Source organism: Clostridium sp. (assembly GCF_051654825.1).
GTDB lineage: Bacteria > Bacillota > Clostridia > Clostridiales > Clostridiaceae > Clostridium.
The window spans coordinates 1-18,371 of sequence record NZ_JBOFYU010000142.1; the positions used below are offsets into that span (position 1 = coordinate 1).

The 18,371-nt window shown below is 27.5% G+C and carries 21 protein-coding genes and 1 pseudogene; 19 read left to right on the plus strand and 3 right to left on the minus strand.

Annotated features, from left to right (window positions below; genetic code table 11):
• Positions 1 to 96: 96 nt before the first annotated feature.
• The 8 genes from ACRDBA_RS08610 (at position 97) to scpB (ending at position 7,622) form a co-directional block, all read left to right on the plus strand.
• Complete coding sequence (locus tag ACRDBA_RS08610) at positions 97 to 615, plus strand: NUDIX hydrolase (RefSeq protein ID WP_438572514.1); 519 nt, start codon at positions 97 to 99, stop codon at positions 613 to 615.
• Between the two features lie 118 nt (positions 616 to 733).
• The gene (spoIIM, locus tag ACRDBA_RS08615) at positions 734 to 1,369 is read left to right on the plus strand and encodes a stage II sporulation protein M (protein WP_438572515.1); all 636 of its coding nucleotides are present in this window, start codon (positions 734 to 736) and stop codon (positions 1,367 to 1,369) included.
• Between the two features lie 70 nt (positions 1,370 to 1,439).
• Positions 1,440 to 2,318: a tyrosine-type recombinase/integrase gene (locus ACRDBA_RS08620; RefSeq protein ID WP_438572516.1), complete on the plus strand. Its 879-nt coding sequence runs from the start codon at positions 1,440 to 1,442 to the stop codon at positions 2,316 to 2,318.
• A 45-nt stretch (positions 2,319 to 2,363) separates the two neighbouring features.
• Complete coding sequence (locus ACRDBA_RS08625) at positions 2,364 to 3,533, plus strand: phosphopentomutase (protein WP_438572517.1); 1,170 nt, start codon at positions 2,364 to 2,366, stop codon at positions 3,531 to 3,533.
• A gap of 15 nt (positions 3,534 to 3,548) precedes the next feature.
• A complete protein-coding gene (locus ACRDBA_RS08630; RefSeq protein WP_438572518.1) occupies positions 3,549 to 4,853 on the plus strand; it encodes a pyrimidine-nucleoside phosphorylase in 1,305 nt (434 codons plus the stop codon).
• Positions 4,854 to 4,940: 87 nt separating this feature from the next.
• A complete protein-coding gene (locus tag ACRDBA_RS08635; RefSeq protein ID WP_438572519.1) occupies positions 4,941 to 6,161 on the plus strand; it encodes a D-alanyl-D-alanine carboxypeptidase family protein in 1,221 nt (406 codons plus the stop codon).
• A 104-nt stretch (positions 6,162 to 6,265) separates the two neighbouring features.
• On the plus strand, positions 6,266 to 7,015 hold the full coding sequence (locus ACRDBA_RS08640; protein ID WP_438572520.1) for a segregation/condensation protein A: 750 nt from the start codon (positions 6,266 to 6,268) through the stop codon (positions 7,013 to 7,015).
• Entirely contained in the window at positions 7,008 to 7,622 is a 615-nt protein-coding gene (gene scpB / locus ACRDBA_RS08645; RefSeq protein ID WP_438572521.1) for an SMC-Scp complex subunit ScpB, read from the plus strand. Before ACRDBA_RS08640 ends, scpB begins: the two co-directional genes overlap by 8 nt.
• A gap of 32 nt (positions 7,623 to 7,654) precedes the next feature.
• Here the strand turns inward: scpB and ytfJ are convergent, their stop codons facing one another.
• Positions 7,655 to 8,137, minus strand: a complete 483-nt coding sequence (gene ytfJ, locus ACRDBA_RS08650; RefSeq protein ID WP_438572522.1) for a GerW family sporulation protein — start codon at positions 8,135 to 8,137, stop codon at positions 7,655 to 7,657.
• A 27-nt stretch (positions 8,138 to 8,164) separates the two neighbouring features.
• Positions 8,165 to 8,752 (minus strand): DUF2953 domain-containing protein, encoded by a 588-nt coding sequence (locus ACRDBA_RS08655; RefSeq protein ID WP_438572523.1) that lies wholly within the window; start codon positions 8,750 to 8,752, stop codon positions 8,165 to 8,167.
• 137 nt (positions 8,753 to 8,889) lie between these two features.
• Between ACRDBA_RS08655 and ACRDBA_RS08660 the strand changes: the two are divergent.
• From ACRDBA_RS08660 to ACRDBA_RS08690, 7 genes and pseudogenes are all read left to right on the plus strand, one after another.
• Positions 8,890 to 9,804 (plus strand): annotated as a pseudogene (locus tag ACRDBA_RS08660) (D-alanyl-D-alanine carboxypeptidase family protein); the annotation flags it as partial.
• 417 nt (positions 9,805 to 10,221) lie between these two features.
• Positions 10,222 to 11,214, plus strand: a complete 993-nt coding sequence (locus ACRDBA_RS08665; RefSeq protein WP_438572524.1) for a sulfide/dihydroorotate dehydrogenase-like FAD/NAD-binding protein — start codon at positions 10,222 to 10,224, stop codon at positions 11,212 to 11,214.
• Positions 11,214 to 12,491, plus strand: coding sequence for an FAD-dependent oxidoreductase (locus ACRDBA_RS08670; RefSeq protein ID WP_438572534.1), 1,278 nt, complete (start codon positions 11,214 to 11,216; stop codon positions 12,489 to 12,491). Before ACRDBA_RS08665 ends, ACRDBA_RS08670 begins: the two co-directional genes overlap by 1 nt.
• 310 nt (positions 12,492 to 12,801) lie before the next feature.
• Complete coding sequence (locus ACRDBA_RS08675) at positions 12,802 to 13,386, plus strand: hypothetical protein (protein WP_438572525.1); 585 nt, start codon at positions 12,802 to 12,804, stop codon at positions 13,384 to 13,386.
• A 70-nt stretch (positions 13,387 to 13,456) separates the two neighbouring features.
• Positions 13,457 to 13,633 (plus strand): hypothetical protein, encoded by a 177-nt coding sequence (locus ACRDBA_RS08680; protein ID WP_438572526.1) that lies wholly within the window; start codon positions 13,457 to 13,459, stop codon positions 13,631 to 13,633.
• 20 nt (positions 13,634 to 13,653) lie between these two features.
• Positions 13,654 to 14,157, plus strand: a complete 504-nt coding sequence (locus tag ACRDBA_RS08685; protein ID WP_438572527.1) for a hypothetical protein — start codon at positions 13,654 to 13,656, stop codon at positions 14,155 to 14,157.
• Between the two features lie 40 nt (positions 14,158 to 14,197).
• A complete protein-coding gene (locus ACRDBA_RS08690) occupies positions 14,198 to 14,833 on the plus strand; it encodes a hypothetical protein (protein ID WP_438572528.1) in 636 nt (211 codons plus the stop codon).
• Positions 14,834 to 14,841: 8 nt separating this feature from the next.
• Here ACRDBA_RS08690 and ACRDBA_RS08695 read toward each other — a convergent pair whose 3' ends face one another.
• Positions 14,842 to 15,231: a PadR family transcriptional regulator gene (locus tag ACRDBA_RS08695; RefSeq protein ID WP_438572529.1), complete on the minus strand. Its 390-nt coding sequence runs from the start codon at positions 15,229 to 15,231 to the stop codon at positions 14,842 to 14,844.
• A 171-nt stretch (positions 15,232 to 15,402) separates the two neighbouring features.
• Between ACRDBA_RS08695 and ACRDBA_RS08700 the strand changes: the two genes are divergently transcribed.
• From ACRDBA_RS08700 to ACRDBA_RS08715, 4 genes are all read left to right on the plus strand, one after another.
• Positions 15,403 to 15,645: a hypothetical protein gene (locus ACRDBA_RS08700; RefSeq protein ID WP_438572530.1), complete on the plus strand. Its 243-nt coding sequence runs from the start codon at positions 15,403 to 15,405 to the stop codon at positions 15,643 to 15,645.
• Between the two features lie 102 nt (positions 15,646 to 15,747).
• Positions 15,748 to 16,644 carry an HD domain-containing protein gene (locus ACRDBA_RS08705; RefSeq protein ID WP_438572531.1) on the plus strand — a complete coding sequence of 299 codons (897 nt, stop codon included), beginning with the start codon at positions 15,748 to 15,750 and terminating at the stop codon, positions 16,642 to 16,644.
• Between the two features lie 162 nt (positions 16,645 to 16,806).
• The gene (locus ACRDBA_RS08710) at positions 16,807 to 17,148 is read left to right on the plus strand and encodes a hypothetical protein (protein WP_438572532.1); all 342 of its coding nucleotides are present in this window, start codon (positions 16,807 to 16,809) and stop codon (positions 17,146 to 17,148) included.
• Positions 17,149 to 17,242: 94 nt separating this feature from the next.
• On the plus strand, positions 17,243 to 18,172 hold the full coding sequence (locus tag ACRDBA_RS08715; RefSeq protein ID WP_438572533.1) for a DUF6414 family protein: 930 nt from the start codon (positions 17,243 to 17,245) through the stop codon (positions 18,170 to 18,172).
• Positions 18,173 to 18,371: the final 199 nt, after the last annotated feature.

Here is an 18,371-nt window from a genome sequence, read left to right on the forward strand (position 1 = left end):
AAAATGCTTTTAAATAATATACTCGTAAATGATATAAAATAAAAGAAAAAATTTGCTATAATGAAAGTAAATTAATATTTTGAAGGAGTAAATGAAATGGATTTAATAGAAAAACAATTAAGTGAAGAATTGATTTATAAAGGCAGCTATTTAGAATATACTAAGGTTAAAGTGGAACTGCCTAATGGTGAGGAAGCTTTTAGAGATGTAATTAAGCATCCAGGTGCAGCAGCTATAATTGCTTTTAAGGATGATGAAAATATTATATTAGTAGAGCAATTTAGAAAAGCTTTAGATAGTGTAACTTTAGAAATTCCAGCAGGTAAGCTTGATAAGGATGAAGATCATAAATTAGCTGCTATAAGAGAATTAGAAGAAGAAACAGGTTATAAGGCTTTAAATATTGAATACTTAGGTAAAATTGCACCAGCAGCAGGTTTTTGTAATGAAATCCTATATCTTTATAAAGCTACTAATTTAATTCAGGGAAATAAAAATTGTGATGAAGATGAATTTACAAATGTAAAGATAATTTCATTAAGTGAATTAAAAGATATGATTAAAAAAGGTGAAATTATAGATGCAAAAACTATATGTTCATTAGCTTATTTATAAAAAAAGGCCTTAATTGGTCTTTTTTTTATAAAAATTTAAGTTACATATATTCCCTTATGAATAATGTGCAAAAACTAAACATAGTATGTTTTATAGTGATTATATAGGGGGAATGAAAATGAACATAATTAACAAATTAAATTCTAATTTAAGAGAAAACAAGTTGCTTTATATATTAGTTTTAGTTTTTTTCTTTGTAGGTATTGTTTTAGGTGCTTATACAATAAAATATATGAATGTAACTGATGCAACAGATTTATCTAATTATTTTTCAAGTTTTTTAAATAAGACAATAGAAAATCCAGTATCAAATAATGCTTTGTTTTTAGATGTTTTAAAGAAGAATTTATTAATGATAGTTTTAATAGTTGCTTTAGGCTTAACTGTTTTTGGAAGTCCATTTATATTAATTATAGATTTAATTAAAGGATTTACATTAGGATATACTTTTAGCTTTTTAATTACTACCTTTAGTGGCAAGGGTATATGGCTAGCATTAAGTTCTGTTTTACCTCAAAATATAATATATATACCTTTTTTCATAGGTATAAGTATAATTTCTTTAGAAATTTCTTCAAAAAAATTGAAAGATAAATTCTTTTATGGAGGAAATACTAATAGAATAATAACAAGTGATTTGTTAACTAAATTTGCAGTTCTTTTTGCTCTTTTTATAGTAGGTGCTATTATTGAAGCATATATTTGTCCAGGGCTAATAAAATTAATAATAACAAAAGTTTATAAAATGGCATAATCCAATGAGAATAAGAAGGGAATATAAATTATTTGTCGAATTAATAATATAAATAGGATAGGGGAGAATTATGAAAGAAATAGTGAATGATTATAAGGAGTCTTTATTACAAAATCACAAGAGTGAAAATACGGTTTATGCCTATGTTACTGATGTAAATTTATATGTTAAATATTTGAATAGTAAAAATATGGACATAAATGAAACTGATAATGTATCAGTATTAGGCTATATACAACACTTATTAAGTCAAGGAAAATCAGAAAGATCTATAAATAGAATAGTAATTAGCTTAAGAAGCTTTTATAACTATTTAAAGGATCAAAAGGTAGTTACTGAAATTCCAAAAATATATTACAAAAGTACTTCAACAACAAAGAAGTTACCAGAAATATTAACGGTAGAAGAAGTTGACATCATTATAAGAATAGTAGACAAGGATTGTAATAAAGGTATTCGTGACAATGCTTTACTTGAGTTAATGTATGCTACAGGAATGAAGGTGTCAGAAATAATTGGATTAAAGGTTTGGGATATTAATTTAGAGTTATCCTTTGTAAAATGTCATGATAATAAAAATTATGAAAGATTAATACCAATTGGAAGAAGCGCAGTAGAAGCCTTAAAGGAATATTTTAAAATAAGAGATCAAGTTGCATCTGCTGGAGTTGATAATTTATTTGTTAATTTAAATGGGAATCAGTTAACAAGACAAGGTGTTTGGAGAATAGTAAAGGAATACTCTCACAAAGCAGGAATTAAAAAAGATGTTAATTTAAATACTTTTAGACATTCCTTTGCAGTTCATTTATTACAAAATGGAGCAAATGTTAGGGCTGTTCAAAAACTCTTAGGAAATCAGGTTTTAACATATATGGATACTTATTATGAAATCATTAATAATGATAAAATAAATTTAGTTTATAAAAATTCCCATCCTAGAGCATAATAATAATATAATTTAGGGGCTTTATAGTTGAAAGGAGTTTATACAATGAGAAGAGTAATACTAGTAGTAATGGATAGTTTAGGTGTAGGAGCTTTACCAGATGCAGATCTTTATGGTGATGTGGGAAGTCATACGTTAGATAATACTTATAAAGCTTGTGGAAAATTAAACTTACCTAACCTTGAAAAGTTAGGTCTTGGAAAAATAGAAGGTGTTAAAACACTAAATAGTGACTTAGAAACTACAGCAGCTTATGGTAGATTAAGTGAAAGATCTATGGGGAAAGATACAGTAACAGGGCACTGGGAAATAGGTGGAGTTATATTAGAGAAGCCATTAAATACATATCCAAATGGTTTCTCTAAAGAAATAATAGATGAATTCTTAAAAAAGGTTAACAAGGAAAACATTATTGGAAATTGTGTAGCATCAGGAACTGCAATAATTGAAGAATTAGGTGATGAGCATGTTAAAACTGGTTATCCAATAATATATACTTCAGCAGATTCAGTTTTCCAAATAGCAGCTCATGAAGATGTTATTAGCTTAGAAGAGCTATACAAAATGTGTGAAGTTGCTAGAGAAATGTTAGTTGGTGAAAATGCAGTAGGAAGAGTTATTGCAAGACCATTTACAGGTAAATCAGGAGAGTATAAAAGAACTTCTAACAGAAGGGATTATGCGTTAGATCCATTTTCAAAGACTATTCTTGAATACTTAAAAGAAGATAATAAGGAAGTCGTAGCTGTAGGTAAGATTGAAGATATATACAATAAAAAGGGTGTTACAGAAGCAGTTCACACTAAAAATAATATGGATGGTGTAGATGTAACTTTAGACTTTATGGATAAAGTTAAAGAAGGATTAATATTTACTAACTTAGTTGATTTTGATATGTTATTTGGACATAGAAATGATGCGAAAGGATATGGTAATGCACTTGAAGAGTTTGATGGAAGATTAAATGAGTTCTTCTCAAAAATGAATGATGAAGATTTATTAATTTTAACAGCAGACCATGGTTGTGATCCTACAACTGACAGCACAGATCATTCAAGAGAGTATATTCCTGTAATAGTTTATGGAAAGAATGTAAAATCTACTAACTTAGGAACGAGAGATAGCTTTACAGATATAGGTAAGACTATTTTAGATTACTTTAATATTGAAAACACTATAGATGGAAAAAGCTTTTTAGGTGAAATAACTAAGTAGTAGGAGGATATACTTATGAGAATGTATGATATTATTTTAAAGAAAAGAAAAGGCGAAGTCTTAAGTAAAGAAGAAATAGACTTCTTTGTTAAAGGTTTTACAGAAAGTAAAATACCAGATTATCAAGCATCTGCATTACTTATGTCAATTTTCTTTAATAAGATGAATAAAGAAGAAACTGCAAATTTAACAATGGCAATGGTTAATTCAGGTGATAAAATAAATCTTGATTCTATAAATGGAGTTAAGGTTGATAAACATTCAACAGGTGGTGTTGGAGACAAAACTAGTATTTGTTTAACTCCACTTGTAGCTTCAGTTGGTGCTCCAGTTGCAAAGATGTCAGGGAGAGGTCTAGGCCATACTGGTGGAACTATTGATAAACTTGAATCATTTAAAGGATTTTCAGTTGAATTAACTGAAGAGGAATTTATAAATAATGCTAATAATATTGGAATAGCTTTAACAGGTCAAACTGGTAATATTGCTCCAGCAGACAAAAAGCTATATGCTTTAAGAGATGTTACTGCAACAGTAGATAACTTATCATTAATAGCATCAAGTATTATGAGTAAAAAAATAGCTTCAGGAGCTGATGCAATAGTCTTAGATGTTAAAGTTGGTGATGGTGCTTTTATGAAGACACCAGAAGATGCAAAATCTTTAGCACAAGAAATGGTTGATATAGGAACTTCAGTTGGAAGAAAAACTATAGCAGTTATTTCAGATATGGATCAGCCATTAGGATATGCCATAGGAAATATTCTAGAAGTTAAAGAAGCAATCGAACTTTTAAAAGGAAATGGACCAAAGGATTTATTAGAACTTACATTAACTTTAGGAAGCTATATGCTTGTTTGTGCAGAAAAAGCAAAGGACTTTGAAGAAGGAAGAAAGCTTTTACTAGAAAATATCCAAAATGGAAAAGGTTTAGAAAAGCTTAAAGAATTCGTTAAAGCTCAATATGGTGATGAATCTCCAGTTGACGATATATCAAAGTTTGAAGAAGCTAAATATATAGTAGAAGTTAAGTGTGAAGAAGATGGTTATATAGAAAGAATAAATGCAGAAGCATTTGGACTTATAGCTATGAATCTTGGAGCAGGAAGAGAAACAAAGGACAGTATAATTGATTTAGCTGTTGGAATAGTTTTAAATAAAAAAAGAGGAGATAAGGTTAATAGAGGGGATGTTCTTGCATACATTCATTCAAATGACCAATCTAAAATAGAAAAGGCTACGAAGGATATATTAAGAAATATTAATATTAATAAAGATTTTAATTCTAATATTCCATTAATTTATGATGTTGTAGAATAACAAAGAAATATGATAAAAAGATTTTTAATCTTTTTATCATATTTTTCTTTTTATTGGTAATAATAACTTTGAAGGGAGGTTATATAAATGAAAAACAAACTAATAAAAAGAATTTCTGTAATAGCATTAGCTTTATTTACACTTACAAGCATGCCAGTAAAGGCAGATATAGAGCCATATGACAATTCAGAAGAAACTTATGAGGAATGGACTACTGAGGTCTTTAATGAAGAAGGAATAGATGTAGAGGCAAAATCTGCAATATTAATTGAACCTACAACAGGTAAGATAATATATGAGAAAAATATAGATGAGAAATTTGCTCCTGCATCAGTTACAAAAATAATGACTATGCTTTTAACTATGGAGGCCGTAGATAGCGGAAAGATTACGCTTCAAGATAAGGTTACTTGTAGTGAAAATGCTAAAAAAATGGGTGGAAGCACAATGCTTCTTGACACAGGAGAAATTAGAACTGTAGAAGAGTTATTAAAGGGGGTTGCCATTGCCTCAGGTAATGATGCAGCTGTAGCATTAGCAGAGTTTTTAGGTGGAACAGAGGAAAACTTTGTTGTAATGATGAATCAAAGAGCACAAGAACTTGGAATGAATAATACAACATTTAAAAATTGTAATGGGTTACCTGCTCCAGGACATGAATCAACAGCAAGAGATATTTCTCTAATGTCAGTTGAATTATTAAAACATCCACAAATATTAAAATATTCAGGTACATATATGGAAACAATTTCTGAAGGAAGAAAGGCACCTATAGAACTTGTCAATCATAATAAGCTAGTTAGATTCTTTGAAGGCTGTGATGGTTTAAAAACTGGATATACTGAAGAAGCTAAATATTGTATTAGTGCAACAGCTACTAAAGGTGGCGTAAGAATGCTTTCAGTAATTATGGGAGCACCTACATATAAAATCAGAAATAGAGATGCAGGAATGCTTTTAAATTATGGTTTCTCTAAATTTGAAGGAAAGAAACTTATGTCTAAGGATGAAGATGTAGAAAATGTTTCATTAAGCAGACAAACAGATAAATTCTTTATTGCTAAAGCTAAGGATGACTTAGTAGTAGTATTACCAAGAGGAACTAATGCAGAGCTTGAAAAGAAAGTTGTATTAGATGAATTAAAGAAAGAATATAAAGCTGGAGATATCGTAGGTAAATGTGAAGTTTACTTAGGAGAAGAAAAGGTTGGAGAAATAGAATTATATTCTGATAGAGATGTTAAACTTGGTGGATTCTTCGAAAACTTTAAGTTTAATATGAAAAATATGTTCAAAAAAGGTATTTAATAATTAGTGAACTCCTTTGGAGTTCACTTTTTCTTGTTCTTTTATAGTAAAGTTGATATTATATTTATATATTAACTCAATATACTAAAGGCGGTATGATAATTATGGAAATGCCAAAGATAAAGGTGGCAAATTTTGAGGGTCCCTTCGACCTTTTATTACACTTAATAAAAAAGCATGAAATGGATATATATAATGTTGAAATATATAAAATAACTAATCAATATTTGCAATACTTAGATGAAATGAAGGTAATGGATTTAGAAATAACTTCTGAATTTGTAGTAGTTGCTGCAACATTAATAGAAATTAAATCTAAAAAGCTACTTCCAAAGGTTAAAGTAGTGGATGAATCAGAAGAGGATATTGAAAAGAACTTAATGGAAAAGTTAATAGAATATAAGAAAATTAAGTTAGTCTCAGAATTCTTCAAGGATAAGTATGTTAATTCAGGAGAAGTTTACTCTAAAAAACCAGAGATAATAATAGAAGAGGAATTAGATAAAAAGCCTGTAGAAGATAGCTTGAAAAACATATCATTACTTGAATTATATAATATTTATAATAGAATTATAGAGAGCTATTACTTAAAGCAAAATGTAGAAAATGTAATTCAGAAAAAAATATATATAGATAAGTATAAGCTTGAAGATAAAATGGATTATGTTTTAGAGAAGTTTAAAAAGGATAATATATTCTCGTTTGAAAGTATAATAAATGAAAGTGAATGTAAACTAGAAGTTGTAGTTACATTTTTAGCTTTATTAGAATTAATTAAGTTAAGAATGATTACTATTTACCAAGATGAAAGTTTTGGAAATATTTTAGTTAAAAGGAGAGGTACAAATGAATAATACAGAAGCAAGTCAGTATGAATTTAAAGAAGTTTCAAGAAAGGATAGAATTAAATCTATTATAGAATCTTTGCTATTTGCAAGTGGGGATCCTTTATCATTAAGGGATTTATCAAATAATATTGAAGTTCCGCCAAAGGCTATAGAAGAAGCAATAGTTGAACTTGTAAGAGAGTATGAAAATGATAATAGAGGAATAAAGTTAATTTCTATTAATGGAGAATATCAGCTAGTAACAAAGGGAGAAAATAGCGAGTATATTCAAAAGCTACTAAAGAAAAATAAGAGACAATCTTTATCTCAAGCTTCACTAGAAAGCCTTGCAATAATAGCATATAAGCAACCAATTACAAGAGTAGATATAGATGATATTAGAGGGGTTAAATCTGAAAGTGCAATACAAAAATTAATTGAAAAAGAATTAATTAGAGAGGTAGGAAGAAAGGAAGTTCCAGGAAGACCTATATTGCTAGGAACTACTGAAGAATTTTTAAGACAATTTGGATTAAAGGAATTAAAAGAACTACCTTGCTTAGATCTTTATTCTGAAGAAAATCAAAGTGAATCTATAGAAATATTAAATAAAGCAATGGAAGAACTAAAATAAAAAGCAGTCAATTAAATGAGCTGCTTTTTGTTTTAATGTATATTTACAGATGATGAGTCTGAATCATCACATAGACATTCTTCTATATTACAATTACATGATGAACATATATGTTCTTTTTGTGACTTATTTTTTTTCTTAGTTACATCATCAAAAAATCCCTTAAAGGTATTTAAAATAGAAGGAATTGAATCAATAAGTCTATCATAGCTATTATTACTATCTACAGGAAGTAATCTTACTGCATCTTCTCTTACCACTAAAAAAGCAACAGGTTTAACTGTAACTCCAGCACCTGATCCACCACCAAATGGGAGTTTTGAATCATGATTTTCTTCTTTAGCAAATTCACTTCCACCTGAAGCAAATCCAAATGTAACCTTAGATATTGGAATTATAAAGCTACCATCTTTAGTTTCTACAGCTTCCCCAATAACTGTGTTTACATCTATCATATCTCTTAAATTTTCCATTGTACTACGCATTAAATTTTCTACTGGATGTTCAATCGTCATAATTATCCCCTTTAAAAGGGCCACCTCCTAAATAATTTTGTAAGATTTACGTATTAAGTAAAATATATTAATAATTTGTGCAATATTAAAACAAATTATACTAGTTATAGTAAAATTTATTATATTTTCGTTTTTAAATTTAGGGTTTAAATTTAAGTTTAATCTTTTAACTTTAAAAATACTCGAAAATAGAAAGTAAAATAACCCTTCTAAATTTGAGAGAAATCCATAAGCTAAGGCAGTATTAGCTGCATCACTTAAAGAAAAGTCAACATCGCCTTTAAACTTAAATCTAGGTTTAAATTTATTTTTATATAATCTTTTGATAAGTAAAGGTGGAGATAACTTCTTATTTTTTTCTTTTTTCTTTTTGGGGGTAGAGCTATCATCTTTTTTTCTCTCGTTATCTTTGCTTAAGTTATCATCTGCAGAGGTATCCTTATTTTTTTCTCTTTTTATAAGTATTTTTCTTATTAAGCCATCCTTATTTGAAATAAGAATTAGTTTATATATTTTAATAACATAGTTATTATTATCTACACTAATTGTAAACTTTAATGGTATTGGGCAAAATAAAAGAAAAAGAATAAATAAAATAACTAGAAATAAAACCATTATTATCCTCCTAAACAAACTATTCTATAGTATTGCCATAAATAATTTAAATAATCTAATTTTTTTACTTAAAAAAAGATTATTTTTTTTATTCTTGAGCAAACTAGCTTTAGATGGTTAGTTGAGAGGGTGATTTTATGAAATATGTAAAAAAATTAATAATATTTACAGTAATATTACTAATGTTTAATCCAAGTATTAGTGCTGTAAAAGCATTTGAAGAAGATAACATTGAAAACGAAAGCGATATAGAAAATTGCGATATTTATGATGTTGATCTTAATAAACCACTTGGAGACAACTTAAGAGTTACAGCAAGAAATGCAATTGCAATTGATGCTGAATCAAGGGAAGTACTATGGAATCAAAAGGGATATGAAATTGTTCCTATGGCAAGTACTACTAAAATATTAACATCAATAGTAGCCATTAATTATGGAGATTTAGATAGAAAAGTAACCATCAGTAAAAATGCTTCATCAATTAGGGGTTCAACAGTGGGTTATGCAGCTGGCGAAGAAATTAAAATGAGAGAACTATTATTTGGATTAATGTTTAAATCAGGAAATGATGCTGCTATAGCTATTGCCGAGGATATTGGTGGGAGTGTAGAAAATTTTGCTAATATAATGAATGATTTTGCTAAGAGTGTAGGGATTTTAAATTCACATTTTGAGTCACCACATGGATTAGATAGTCAAAATCACTATTCATCAGCTTATGATCTTGCTATTCTTACAGCTAAAGGAATGGAAAATGAAGTTTTTAGAGAAATAGTAGGAGAAAAAACTATATCTAAAGACAAATATGGATTTACAAGAGATTATAATAATATTAACAAAATACTATATCAAATACCTAATGCAAATGGAGTAAAAACAGGATATACAGGGCAAGCAGGTAAATGTTTAGTTTCATCTGTAAATCATAATGGTAGAAACATCATAATGGTTGTATTAAATTGCACAGATAGATGGAAGCAAACAGAAAAAATATATAATAGTATAGTTGCAAGCAATACTTTAGATAAAGTTTCTAAAAAAGATGTTTTAGATAAGGAAGGGTTCATGAATTTAGGAAGCGTAGTAGAAGATGATGACTTTATTTATGGATATAAGGAAAATGATAGTATAGAAATTGAAGTATTTAACTCTAATGTGGATATTAGAAAAGGTGATGTAGTTGGAAAAATTTCTTTAAAGGAAAAAGAACAAGAAAAATACAAATCACCTTTAATAAGCAATAGCAATATTGGAAAAGAAGAATTTAAAAGAATAATCTTTAAGTAAAAAGCTCATTTTATGAGCTTTTTTGCTTTGTAAAATAATTTGTTGATGTTTATCATTGAAATTTATGTAATGTAAAAATTAAGGTTTAGAAAGTCGAAGATTGCTATTGGTAAATGTGTAACAAATTTAAATAATTAAAATAACTTATAACTATGTAAGTATTTTATAGAAGGAGACTAAATGTTTAGAGAAGCAATAGATTGTATAGATGCAGGAAGTGAATACTGTCCCTGCCATTTAGCTGAGTCCGGAGAATGTATTTTATGCTCCCAATTACATGGAAGTTGCTTTTGTGATTGTTCAAACTGGAAAGGAGTTTGCATTTATCAAGAGTTTAAATACAATGGTTCTAAAGCTAAGCCAGGGAGAAAAACTTATAGCTGTTTAGTAAAAGAAAAAACTTTATACCAAGAAGACGTGTTATTAATAAAATTTGAAGCTCCACATAAACTTGCAATTGATTTAGTTAAGCCTGGAAGTTTTATTTTTATAAGAACTAATGAGGATGTATATTTTGATGTTCCAATATCTATAATGGATTCAAATATAGAAAATAATATTGTTTCTATTATGATAGAAGTTAGAGGAATTAAAACTAAAAAGCTATTGGAAATAAATGAGGGAGACGAAATTACAATTAGAGGTCCTTATTGGAATGGAGTTTTTGGAATTAAAAATATCTTAAAGCAAAAACAACAAGAAGTTGTAGTTATGGCAAGAGGGATTGGAATGGCTCCAATGATGCCTGTTATTAAAAAGTTAATTAGTAATGGTAATCATATTAATTTAATTTTAGATAAGGAACCTTATAATTCAATTTACGTAGAGGAATTATTAAAATCTGACAATATAACTCCTATCGAAATGACTTTAATAGATAAAGGGAAATTATCAGAAGAAGGTAGAGCAGAAATTAAAAAATTAATTAGAGATAAAAATATATCTTTAATACACATTGCAGGTGCAGATATATTAACTTATAAGGTTATCGAATATTTAGATGAACTTAATCGTGAAGATATAAGCTTATCATGTTGTAATAATGTGAAAATGTGTTGTGGAGAAGGCGTATGTGGAAGTTGTACAGCAAGATTTTCAGGTCATAGAGTTAAGAGATTCTGTAAAACTCAAACAGATCCTAGAAATGTTTTCGAAGGGAGAAGATTTATATGATAAAAGTTATAATTGTTGGAGCAGGATGGAGTGGATGTGCAGCAGCTATTACTGCAAAAAAAGCTGGAGCAGATGTTTATTTATATGAAAAAACAGATTTGTTATTAGGTCTTGGTAATGTTGGCGGAATTATGAGAAATAACGGTAGATGGACAGCCTCTGAAGAGTTAATAGAACTGGGAGCTGGAGATTTAATTAATGTTGTTGATAATTCTGCAAGACATAAAGATATAGAGTTTCCTGGGCATAAACATGCTACATTATATGATGTAAATATAATAGAAGGAAATGTATATGAATATTTAGAAAATATGGGAATTAATATTTTTACAGAAAGTAGAGTAACTGATATCAAATTAGAAGGAAAGAAAATTAAAGGGATTTACTTAAGTGATGATTCTTATGTAGAAGGTGACGTATTTATAGAAACTACAGGAACTACAGGGCCTATGGGTAATTGTTTAAGATATGGTAATGGATGTTCTATGTGTATTTTAAGATGTCCATCTTTTGGTCCTAGATTAAGTATAAGTGAAAGATGTGGTATTTCAGATATTCAAGGTGAAAGAAATGATGATGTACTAGGAGCGTTTTCAGGATCATGTAAGCTTGCAAAGGAAAGCCTTTCTAAAGAAATTCTTGATGAATTAAACACAACTGGAAAAGTAATTTTAGAAATTCCTAAAGAAGATATTACTTATGACAAACTTAGCACAAAGGTGTGTCAACAATACGCATTAAAAGAATTTGCTGAAAATATTATCTTATTAGATACAGGTCATGCAAAGCTTATGACAACTTATTATCCGCTTCACAAGTTAAGAAAAATTAAAGGATTAGAAAAAGCTAAATATGTAGACCCTTATGCAGGAAGTAAAGGAAATTCAATTAGATATCTTTCTGTAGCACCAAGAACTAACGATTTAAAGGTTAAGGGTGTTGATAATTTATTCTGTGCAGGTGAGAAAAGTGGATTATTTGTAGGTCATACAGAAGCAATTTGTACTGGAAGCTTAGCAGGTCACAATGCAGTTAGACTTTTAATGGGATTACCATTACTTATTTTACCTTCTTCAATAGCAATAGGAGATATAATTTCTTATGCAAACGAAAAAGCAAATACAAGGGAAGGTAGAAAAAATAGATATACTTTTGCAGGTTCTGAATATTTTAAAAGAATGGAAGCATTAGGGCTTTATACTTTAGATAAAGAAGAAATTGCAAAGAAAATAAAGAAAGTTAATTTAGATGGCGTTTTCGCACAAAAATTAGTTTAATAAAAACAACCCAAATGGTTTTGCTATTTGGGTTGTTTTTCATAATGAATACTTTTATATAATATACTCGTAAATAAGTATAAAATAAAAAATATATTTGAAAGTGAAAATCAAAATTAAGTTAAAAACATTTATGTAGAAATAAATTTATAAAAGTAAACAAAATGTAATTTATGGTATAGATAAATTTGATATAATAAAAATAATCTTATTCAAAGATTAATTACCTAATTTGTATTAAATTAATAGTACGTAATCTTACATAATGTGAGTAAACATAAAGATAAACTATATAATGGGAGTGTATAAAATGTTTAAATTTGATTTATTAAATATTTTTGAAGGATTAATAAGAAATTATTCAAGATTAAACTTAAAAAACGATGATGATAAAAACACTATTTTAAAAAAAGAAACTGATTATTATGTATCAGTAGGAGAAGTACTTGGATACTCATCTATAGTAAATGGTTTAAATGAAAAAAATAAAAATGTAGAAATATTTTGGAGAGATTATGATGACATAAAGGGAATATCAACTGAGTTAGTTCTTTATATGTCTATAGAAGACGATTTAGTAAAAGATGTTCAAGCTGTTGAAAATTTATTATATAAAATAAAAGCTGAAAAAAATACTTCTTCATTTATCCAAGTAATACAAGTTTCTTCAATAGAAAGAATAAATTATTTAAATAGAATAGTTAGTAGTTTTGATATTGTTAAAAATAAAGATATACTTCTTATTTATAAAATTCAAAATTTCTCAGAAAGTAAAACCAATATATATGCTTACTTATTTAATGGTAATAATATTGTAAGAACTAGAGAGGCAAGTTCTTATATCGATATATTAGGTTTCCATAAAACTAAGCTTAAACAAAAAAATCTTAGCTAATGCTAAGATTTTTTTGTTTAAAAAATTTATTTGCGCAAATAATAATTGTATAATAATGAGGTGATAATCTATGAATATAGAAAAAAGTAAAATACAAGAAGTTTGGAATTATGATCATAATAAAGTGATAAAATATACTCAAACTATAAAAAACAAAAGACTTAATGATTCAAAGGAAATAGTAGCAGACAATTTAAACTCTTTAATTAGCAAGGTAAGAGGACAGGTTGAGGAGTGGGAAAAATAATAAAATAAGGGGGATAATTCATGAATGACTTTTTAGACATAGAGGCATTAAAAGAAAATGAATTTAAGGAAAATGTAAAAATAAGATTTTACAATATTTTAGATGGATTTGATAATTTTAAAAACAAGCTTATAGAAGTAAATAGGGAGTTACCTTTTGAGGAAAAGGAAAGAGATATAATTGACTTCTTTTATAATGCTTTTGAAAAGCAAGATAAATTTGTAATAGTAGATTTTTATTTAGGTAGGTTAAATGATGTTGAATTTAATAATCTTTTAGATGCATTAGATACAATTGATAAGGAAATATTATTAAAGTTAAGAGAAACTTTACCTAAAGATAATATATATTTTAAAATATACAGTAAAGAATTACTTTCATTTTTTGTAAAGCTATGTACTAGGGAATTGTTTTTTATAACATTTTATTTTATAAAAAATCCTTTAACTATCTGGGGAAATTATGATTTGAAATTTCCTATATTTTATTTAAAAGAAGAGGATTATAAAGTTTATATAAAATAAGCTTAAATACAATCTTACAAAAGAAAAAAGGAGGAGTAACGTGCCTGATAATGTAATTACAACTTTAATTTCAGCAACAGCAATAGTAACTGGTTCTTTAATAGGAGCTATCTTCAGTTATTTTATCAGCAAAAAGACTACTTCAAAATCTATAAAGGAACAGTATAGAATTAATGAAGAAAATAGAAAATATGATGAAAGATATAAAATCAAGGAAATGTGTACATATGCAAATGTTGTAAGACTTGATATTTGCACAGCAATTTTTCAAAGTATACGTACACTTCAAGATAAAGAAAAAACATCTTATCTTTATATTCTTCCAATAAGTAAAGAATATCAGAAAGCAGTAGCATCTTTAAGTGATAAGTACTCATTAAAAGAATTAAGTTATATTTATCAACTATATGGAATTATAGAAAAGGTAAATAAAGATATTTTTAATTGGAAATATGGAGATATAGAGGAGTTTGAAAAAATAAAACTTGGCTTAGAAGATATAGTTGTAAAGATCTATGGAGATAACTATAAAAAGATTTTAAAGATAGATATAGAAAAGCTTAGCTATGAGGACTTATATAATAATGATTTAATTAAAAGTGGCTATAAAGATGTTCTTAGTACTTTAGATAGGTTGTGTTATATAGAAAATATAAAAAAAGACAGTAATGATTGATATGTTAATTACTTAACTAACATATCAATCATTACGTCTAGTGTGGACTTGGTTTTATTTAAATTATCAACATAATCAGAAATATGATTTTTGTAATAATATACGCCATCATCAGTTATGGAGTATATTTTTTTATTTCTTTTATTTAAAAACTCATCTCCAGCCCAATAGCTCTTAACGTATCCTTTTAACTCTAAATCATAAAGTGTTTCATAAATAGTACTTGATGAAACAGGAAATGGAAGAGGTGAATTTTCAAACTTATTTTTAAATACTTCTAAAACTTTATTTCCAAAAATTGTATTACCTTTTGCTAATTCTTTTAATATATAAAAACTATAAAGCATCTTAGTATTTACAACATTTCTTGGAGCTACAAGTCTATTTCTTTTTTCCATAATACATGCCCCCTTTGCACTATGATTATACCATAATATAGAAAAAAATTCTACTTTTTTGACTTTTAAAAGATATACTCGTAAATGATAAAAAACAAAAAAATAACTAGAACAAATTTTACTTCCTTTGAATAATATAAACTATAAACAAAAGAGTAGGAGTTGATACACATGTCAAGAAAATCATGTTGTAATAGCTGCTGTACAAGAAGTTGCAGATGCTGCAACCCTTGTGGTGGATGTAACTGTAATTGCGGAGGCTGCGGTGGAGGCTGTGGATTCGGCGGTGGATGTGGCTTTGGCGGAGGCTGTGGCGGAGGCTGCGGATTCGGTGGAGGTTGCGGAGGCTGCGGCGGTTTAGGCTGTGGATACTTCCCATTATTATGGTTATTAGTATTAGGCTGCTGTTGGTAAAAGCAAATAAAAGGGTGCTATAGGCACCCTTTTATTATATTTAATAAATAAATTATAAAGAAAATGCAAACAATAAGTAAAAATCTAGTAAGGAGAAATCTAATGAAAAGTAAATATCTAAAAGAAGTAATGACAGAAAAAACTATCGAAACATCTCTTATGATAATAAAGATTTTATCAAGAGAAGATAAAAGTTTAACAGCTTATATAGGAGATAAAACAGGTGAAATAAAAGCTATAATAAAGGATGAAGATAAAAGTCTACAAGTTGGTGAAGTAATACATATAAAAGCAACATATAGAAATCCTATTAAAATAGAGGGATTTAAAAAGATTTCACATTTTGATATTTATGACTATATACCTTCAGTAAATAGGCCCATTGATGATATTATGACAGAGCTAAATGAACTTAGCTCTATGGAATTTAAAAGCAAAGAAATTATAGCACTAGATAATTATTTCTTTAAAAATGAGAAGTTTTTAGAAAAGTTTAAAAAGGCTATTGGTGGAGTATATCATCATCATAATTATTTAGGTGGTTTAGCAGAACATACATTAAATGTAATGTATTTAGCAAAGGTGTTTTCACATAGATATGATGCCAGATATAAAGAAATAGCTATTTTAGGTGCAAAGTTACATGATATAGGACAAACAAGAGAAATGTATTACGATGGTCCATTTGGATATACACTTGAAGGTGAAATGGAAGGTCACATAGTAATTGGTGTAACAATGCTGGAAGAGGCATTTAGAGAAAATCCAGATTTATATCCTTTAGAATTTAGAGAAAGAATGAAAGCAATAGTTGTTCAACATCATGGAGAATTAGAATATGGTTCTCCAAGAAAGCCTAAAAGTCAAGAATCCTTTATAGTTCATTATGCTGATTATGTAGATGCAACCTTAAATAAAATAGATATAATATCTCAAAATGTAGATGAAGGAAATTGGACTGGATTTGAAAGACGAATAGAAGGACGTTTATATTTATAAAGATAAAAGCATTCATTAAGGATGCTTTTTCTTTTCATTTATATAAAATAATCATTTAAAAAATTTAAATTTTAGTTCATTAATAAAATATTTTGCATATAGTATTATATAAATAATTACACATAGTTTTTCTATGAAATTTAAGTGCAATAGGAGTTTTATATGGAGGAATATAAAGTAGACAGATTAACATATAATACTAAAGCTATTAATGCGCTTTACGAGGAAGAAAAAATATACTTCAAGGAAGATAATGAAATAATTGAGTCTTTAAAATATAATAAAATTATAATTAATGATGATTTACCTATACAGGTTAACGGGGTAAGGTCAATAGATTTAATTAATACTGAAGGAGAGCTTATACGAAGAAGATTTTACGATTCTAATGGGCTAGCTATTAAGGATATAGACTTTCATAATCACGGTAATTCTAAAATTCATTCTAGAATACCTCATGAGCATTATTGGACATGGGTTAATGGCAAAGCAAAAAGAAATTAGAATTTATTTTTATAATAAAAAACATATAATTTATAAGGATTTACTAAAAAGGTAAGTCCTTTTCTTATATTATAATTGTAATGGAAGTGATAATATGGTTGATTTATTTGTATATATGGATGAAGATTTGGTTAAAAATATGAATTCTATGTTGCTTGAAGGATACATAGATATTCACACGGTAACAAACATTAGAGATAGAACTTTAACAGGTAATTTAAGACTTTTAAATAGAGATAATAATACAAGTGATAATAAATGTTCAAGAAATGAAAATGATGGATACAAAAGTAAAAGTTTTGCAGAAGATAATAATTACCAAAATGGTAGAGAAAATAACGCAGGAATAGAAGATAGGGAATATACAAGAAGAGAAGAGCAAATAAAGAAAATTAATGCAGTTTTTTCATTTCACAACCAAATAGTAAATACATTAAATAGTTTAAGTGAGTATAAAAAAGTAAGTAATATAGATACCTTAGGTGATAATATATCAGCAGGTCAATTTATTGAAGTGGACGGCGAGGTTACGTGTACTTCACTATGCTGTTATTTAGATGCATTAATTAATATATTAAATTGTTATGATATAGATGTTTTGAATAATTTATTGGTAGATAAAAAAATAGGACTTCTTAACTACACAAGTATATTAAAATTGCTTCAAGTTATTAAAGATGGAATTTGCGCTAATGATACTCGTGACTTAGTTTTATTACACAATGATGAGCATATAGTACTAAATGTAAATAAAAACTTCTTTTTAAATTCAAATTTTAATATGTATGATTTAATGCATTGTAAATGTAGAATTATAGGTAAGGTAATGATGGTTTATGAAGAAGATAAAAAATTAAGTTTTTTAAGAAAAACTTCTCAAGAAGATTATTATTCTAAGATGTTAGATCAATTAGAACCATACTTAAATTTATTAAGTGAAAATGGAGTGCTAATTCCAGAAAGACCGGCTTATAGTCTAGATGAAAACTATATAGTTTTATTACCATTAAGTATTTGTATTTAATTAAGAACGTATGTTTAAAGAAAGTATGTTTGGTTAATAATCATAATAGTAAAAAAATTGGAGGTTATTATTATGAACAAAGTAAATATTATAGGTAATTTGACTAGAGATATTGAACTTAAAGAATCTGACAAATGTATTTATAGTAATTTTAGTATTGCAATAAATACATATAATAGTAAGCGACAAGAAGACGTGG

Bases quoted from the DNA above. Each gene is read 5' to 3' on its own strand.
- ACRDBA_RS08665 (WP_438572524.1), top strand. From the start codon at position 10,222: ATGTTTAGAGAAGCAATAGATTGTATAGATGCAGGAAGTGAATACTGT.
- ACRDBA_RS08630 (WP_438572518.1), top strand. From the start codon at position 3,549: ATGAGAATGTATGATATTATTTTAAAGAAAAGAAAAGGCGAAGTCTTA.
- ACRDBA_RS08685 (WP_438572527.1), top strand. From the start codon at position 13,654: ATGAATGACTTTTTAGACATAGAGGCATTAAAAGAAAATGAATTTAAG.
- ACRDBA_RS08635 (WP_438572519.1), top strand. From the start codon at position 4,941: ATGAAAAACAAACTAATAAAAAGAATTTCTGTAATAGCATTAGCTTTA.
- ACRDBA_RS08655 (WP_438572523.1), bottom strand. From the start codon at position 8,752: ATGGTTTTATTTCTAGTTATTTTATTTATTCTTTTTCTTTTATTTTGC.
- ACRDBA_RS08705 (WP_438572531.1), top strand. From the start codon at position 15,748: ATGAAAAGTAAATATCTAAAAGAAGTAATGACAGAAAAAACTATCGAA.
- ytfJ (WP_438572522.1), bottom strand. From the start codon at position 8,137: ATGACGATTGAACATCCAGTAGAAAATTTAATGCGTAGTACAATGGAA.
- ACRDBA_RS08620 (WP_438572516.1), top strand. From the start codon at position 1,440: ATGAAAGAAATAGTGAATGATTATAAGGAGTCTTTATTACAAAATCAC.
- ACRDBA_RS08625 (WP_438572517.1), top strand. From the start codon at position 2,364: ATGAGAAGAGTAATACTAGTAGTAATGGATAGTTTAGGTGTAGGAGCT.
- ACRDBA_RS08695 (WP_438572529.1), bottom strand. From the start codon at position 15,231: ATGGAAAAAAGAAATAGACTTGTAGCTCCAAGAAATGTTGTAAATACT.
- ACRDBA_RS08700 (WP_438572530.1), top strand. From the start codon at position 15,403: ATGTCAAGAAAATCATGTTGTAATAGCTGCTGTACAAGAAGTTGCAGA.
- ACRDBA_RS08675 (WP_438572525.1), top strand. From the start codon at position 12,802: ATGTTTAAATTTGATTTATTAAATATTTTTGAAGGATTAATAAGAAAT.
- ACRDBA_RS08610 (WP_438572514.1), top strand. From the start codon at position 97: ATGGATTTAATAGAAAAACAATTAAGTGAAGAATTGATTTATAAAGGC.
- scpB (WP_438572521.1), top strand. From the start codon at position 7,008: ATGAATAATACAGAAGCAAGTCAGTATGAATTTAAAGAAGTTTCAAGA.
- ACRDBA_RS08715 (WP_438572533.1), top strand. From the start codon at position 17,243: ATGGTTGATTTATTTGTATATATGGATGAAGATTTGGTTAAAAATATG.
- ACRDBA_RS08640 (WP_438572520.1), top strand. From the start codon at position 6,266: ATGGAAATGCCAAAGATAAAGGTGGCAAATTTTGAGGGTCCCTTCGAC.
- spoIIM (WP_438572515.1), top strand. From the start codon at position 734: ATGAACATAATTAACAAATTAAATTCTAATTTAAGAGAAAACAAGTTG.
- ACRDBA_RS08710 (WP_438572532.1), top strand. From the start codon at position 16,807: ATGGAGGAATATAAAGTAGACAGATTAACATATAATACTAAAGCTATT.
- ACRDBA_RS08680 (WP_438572526.1), top strand. From the start codon at position 13,457: ATGAATATAGAAAAAAGTAAAATACAAGAAGTTTGGAATTATGATCAT.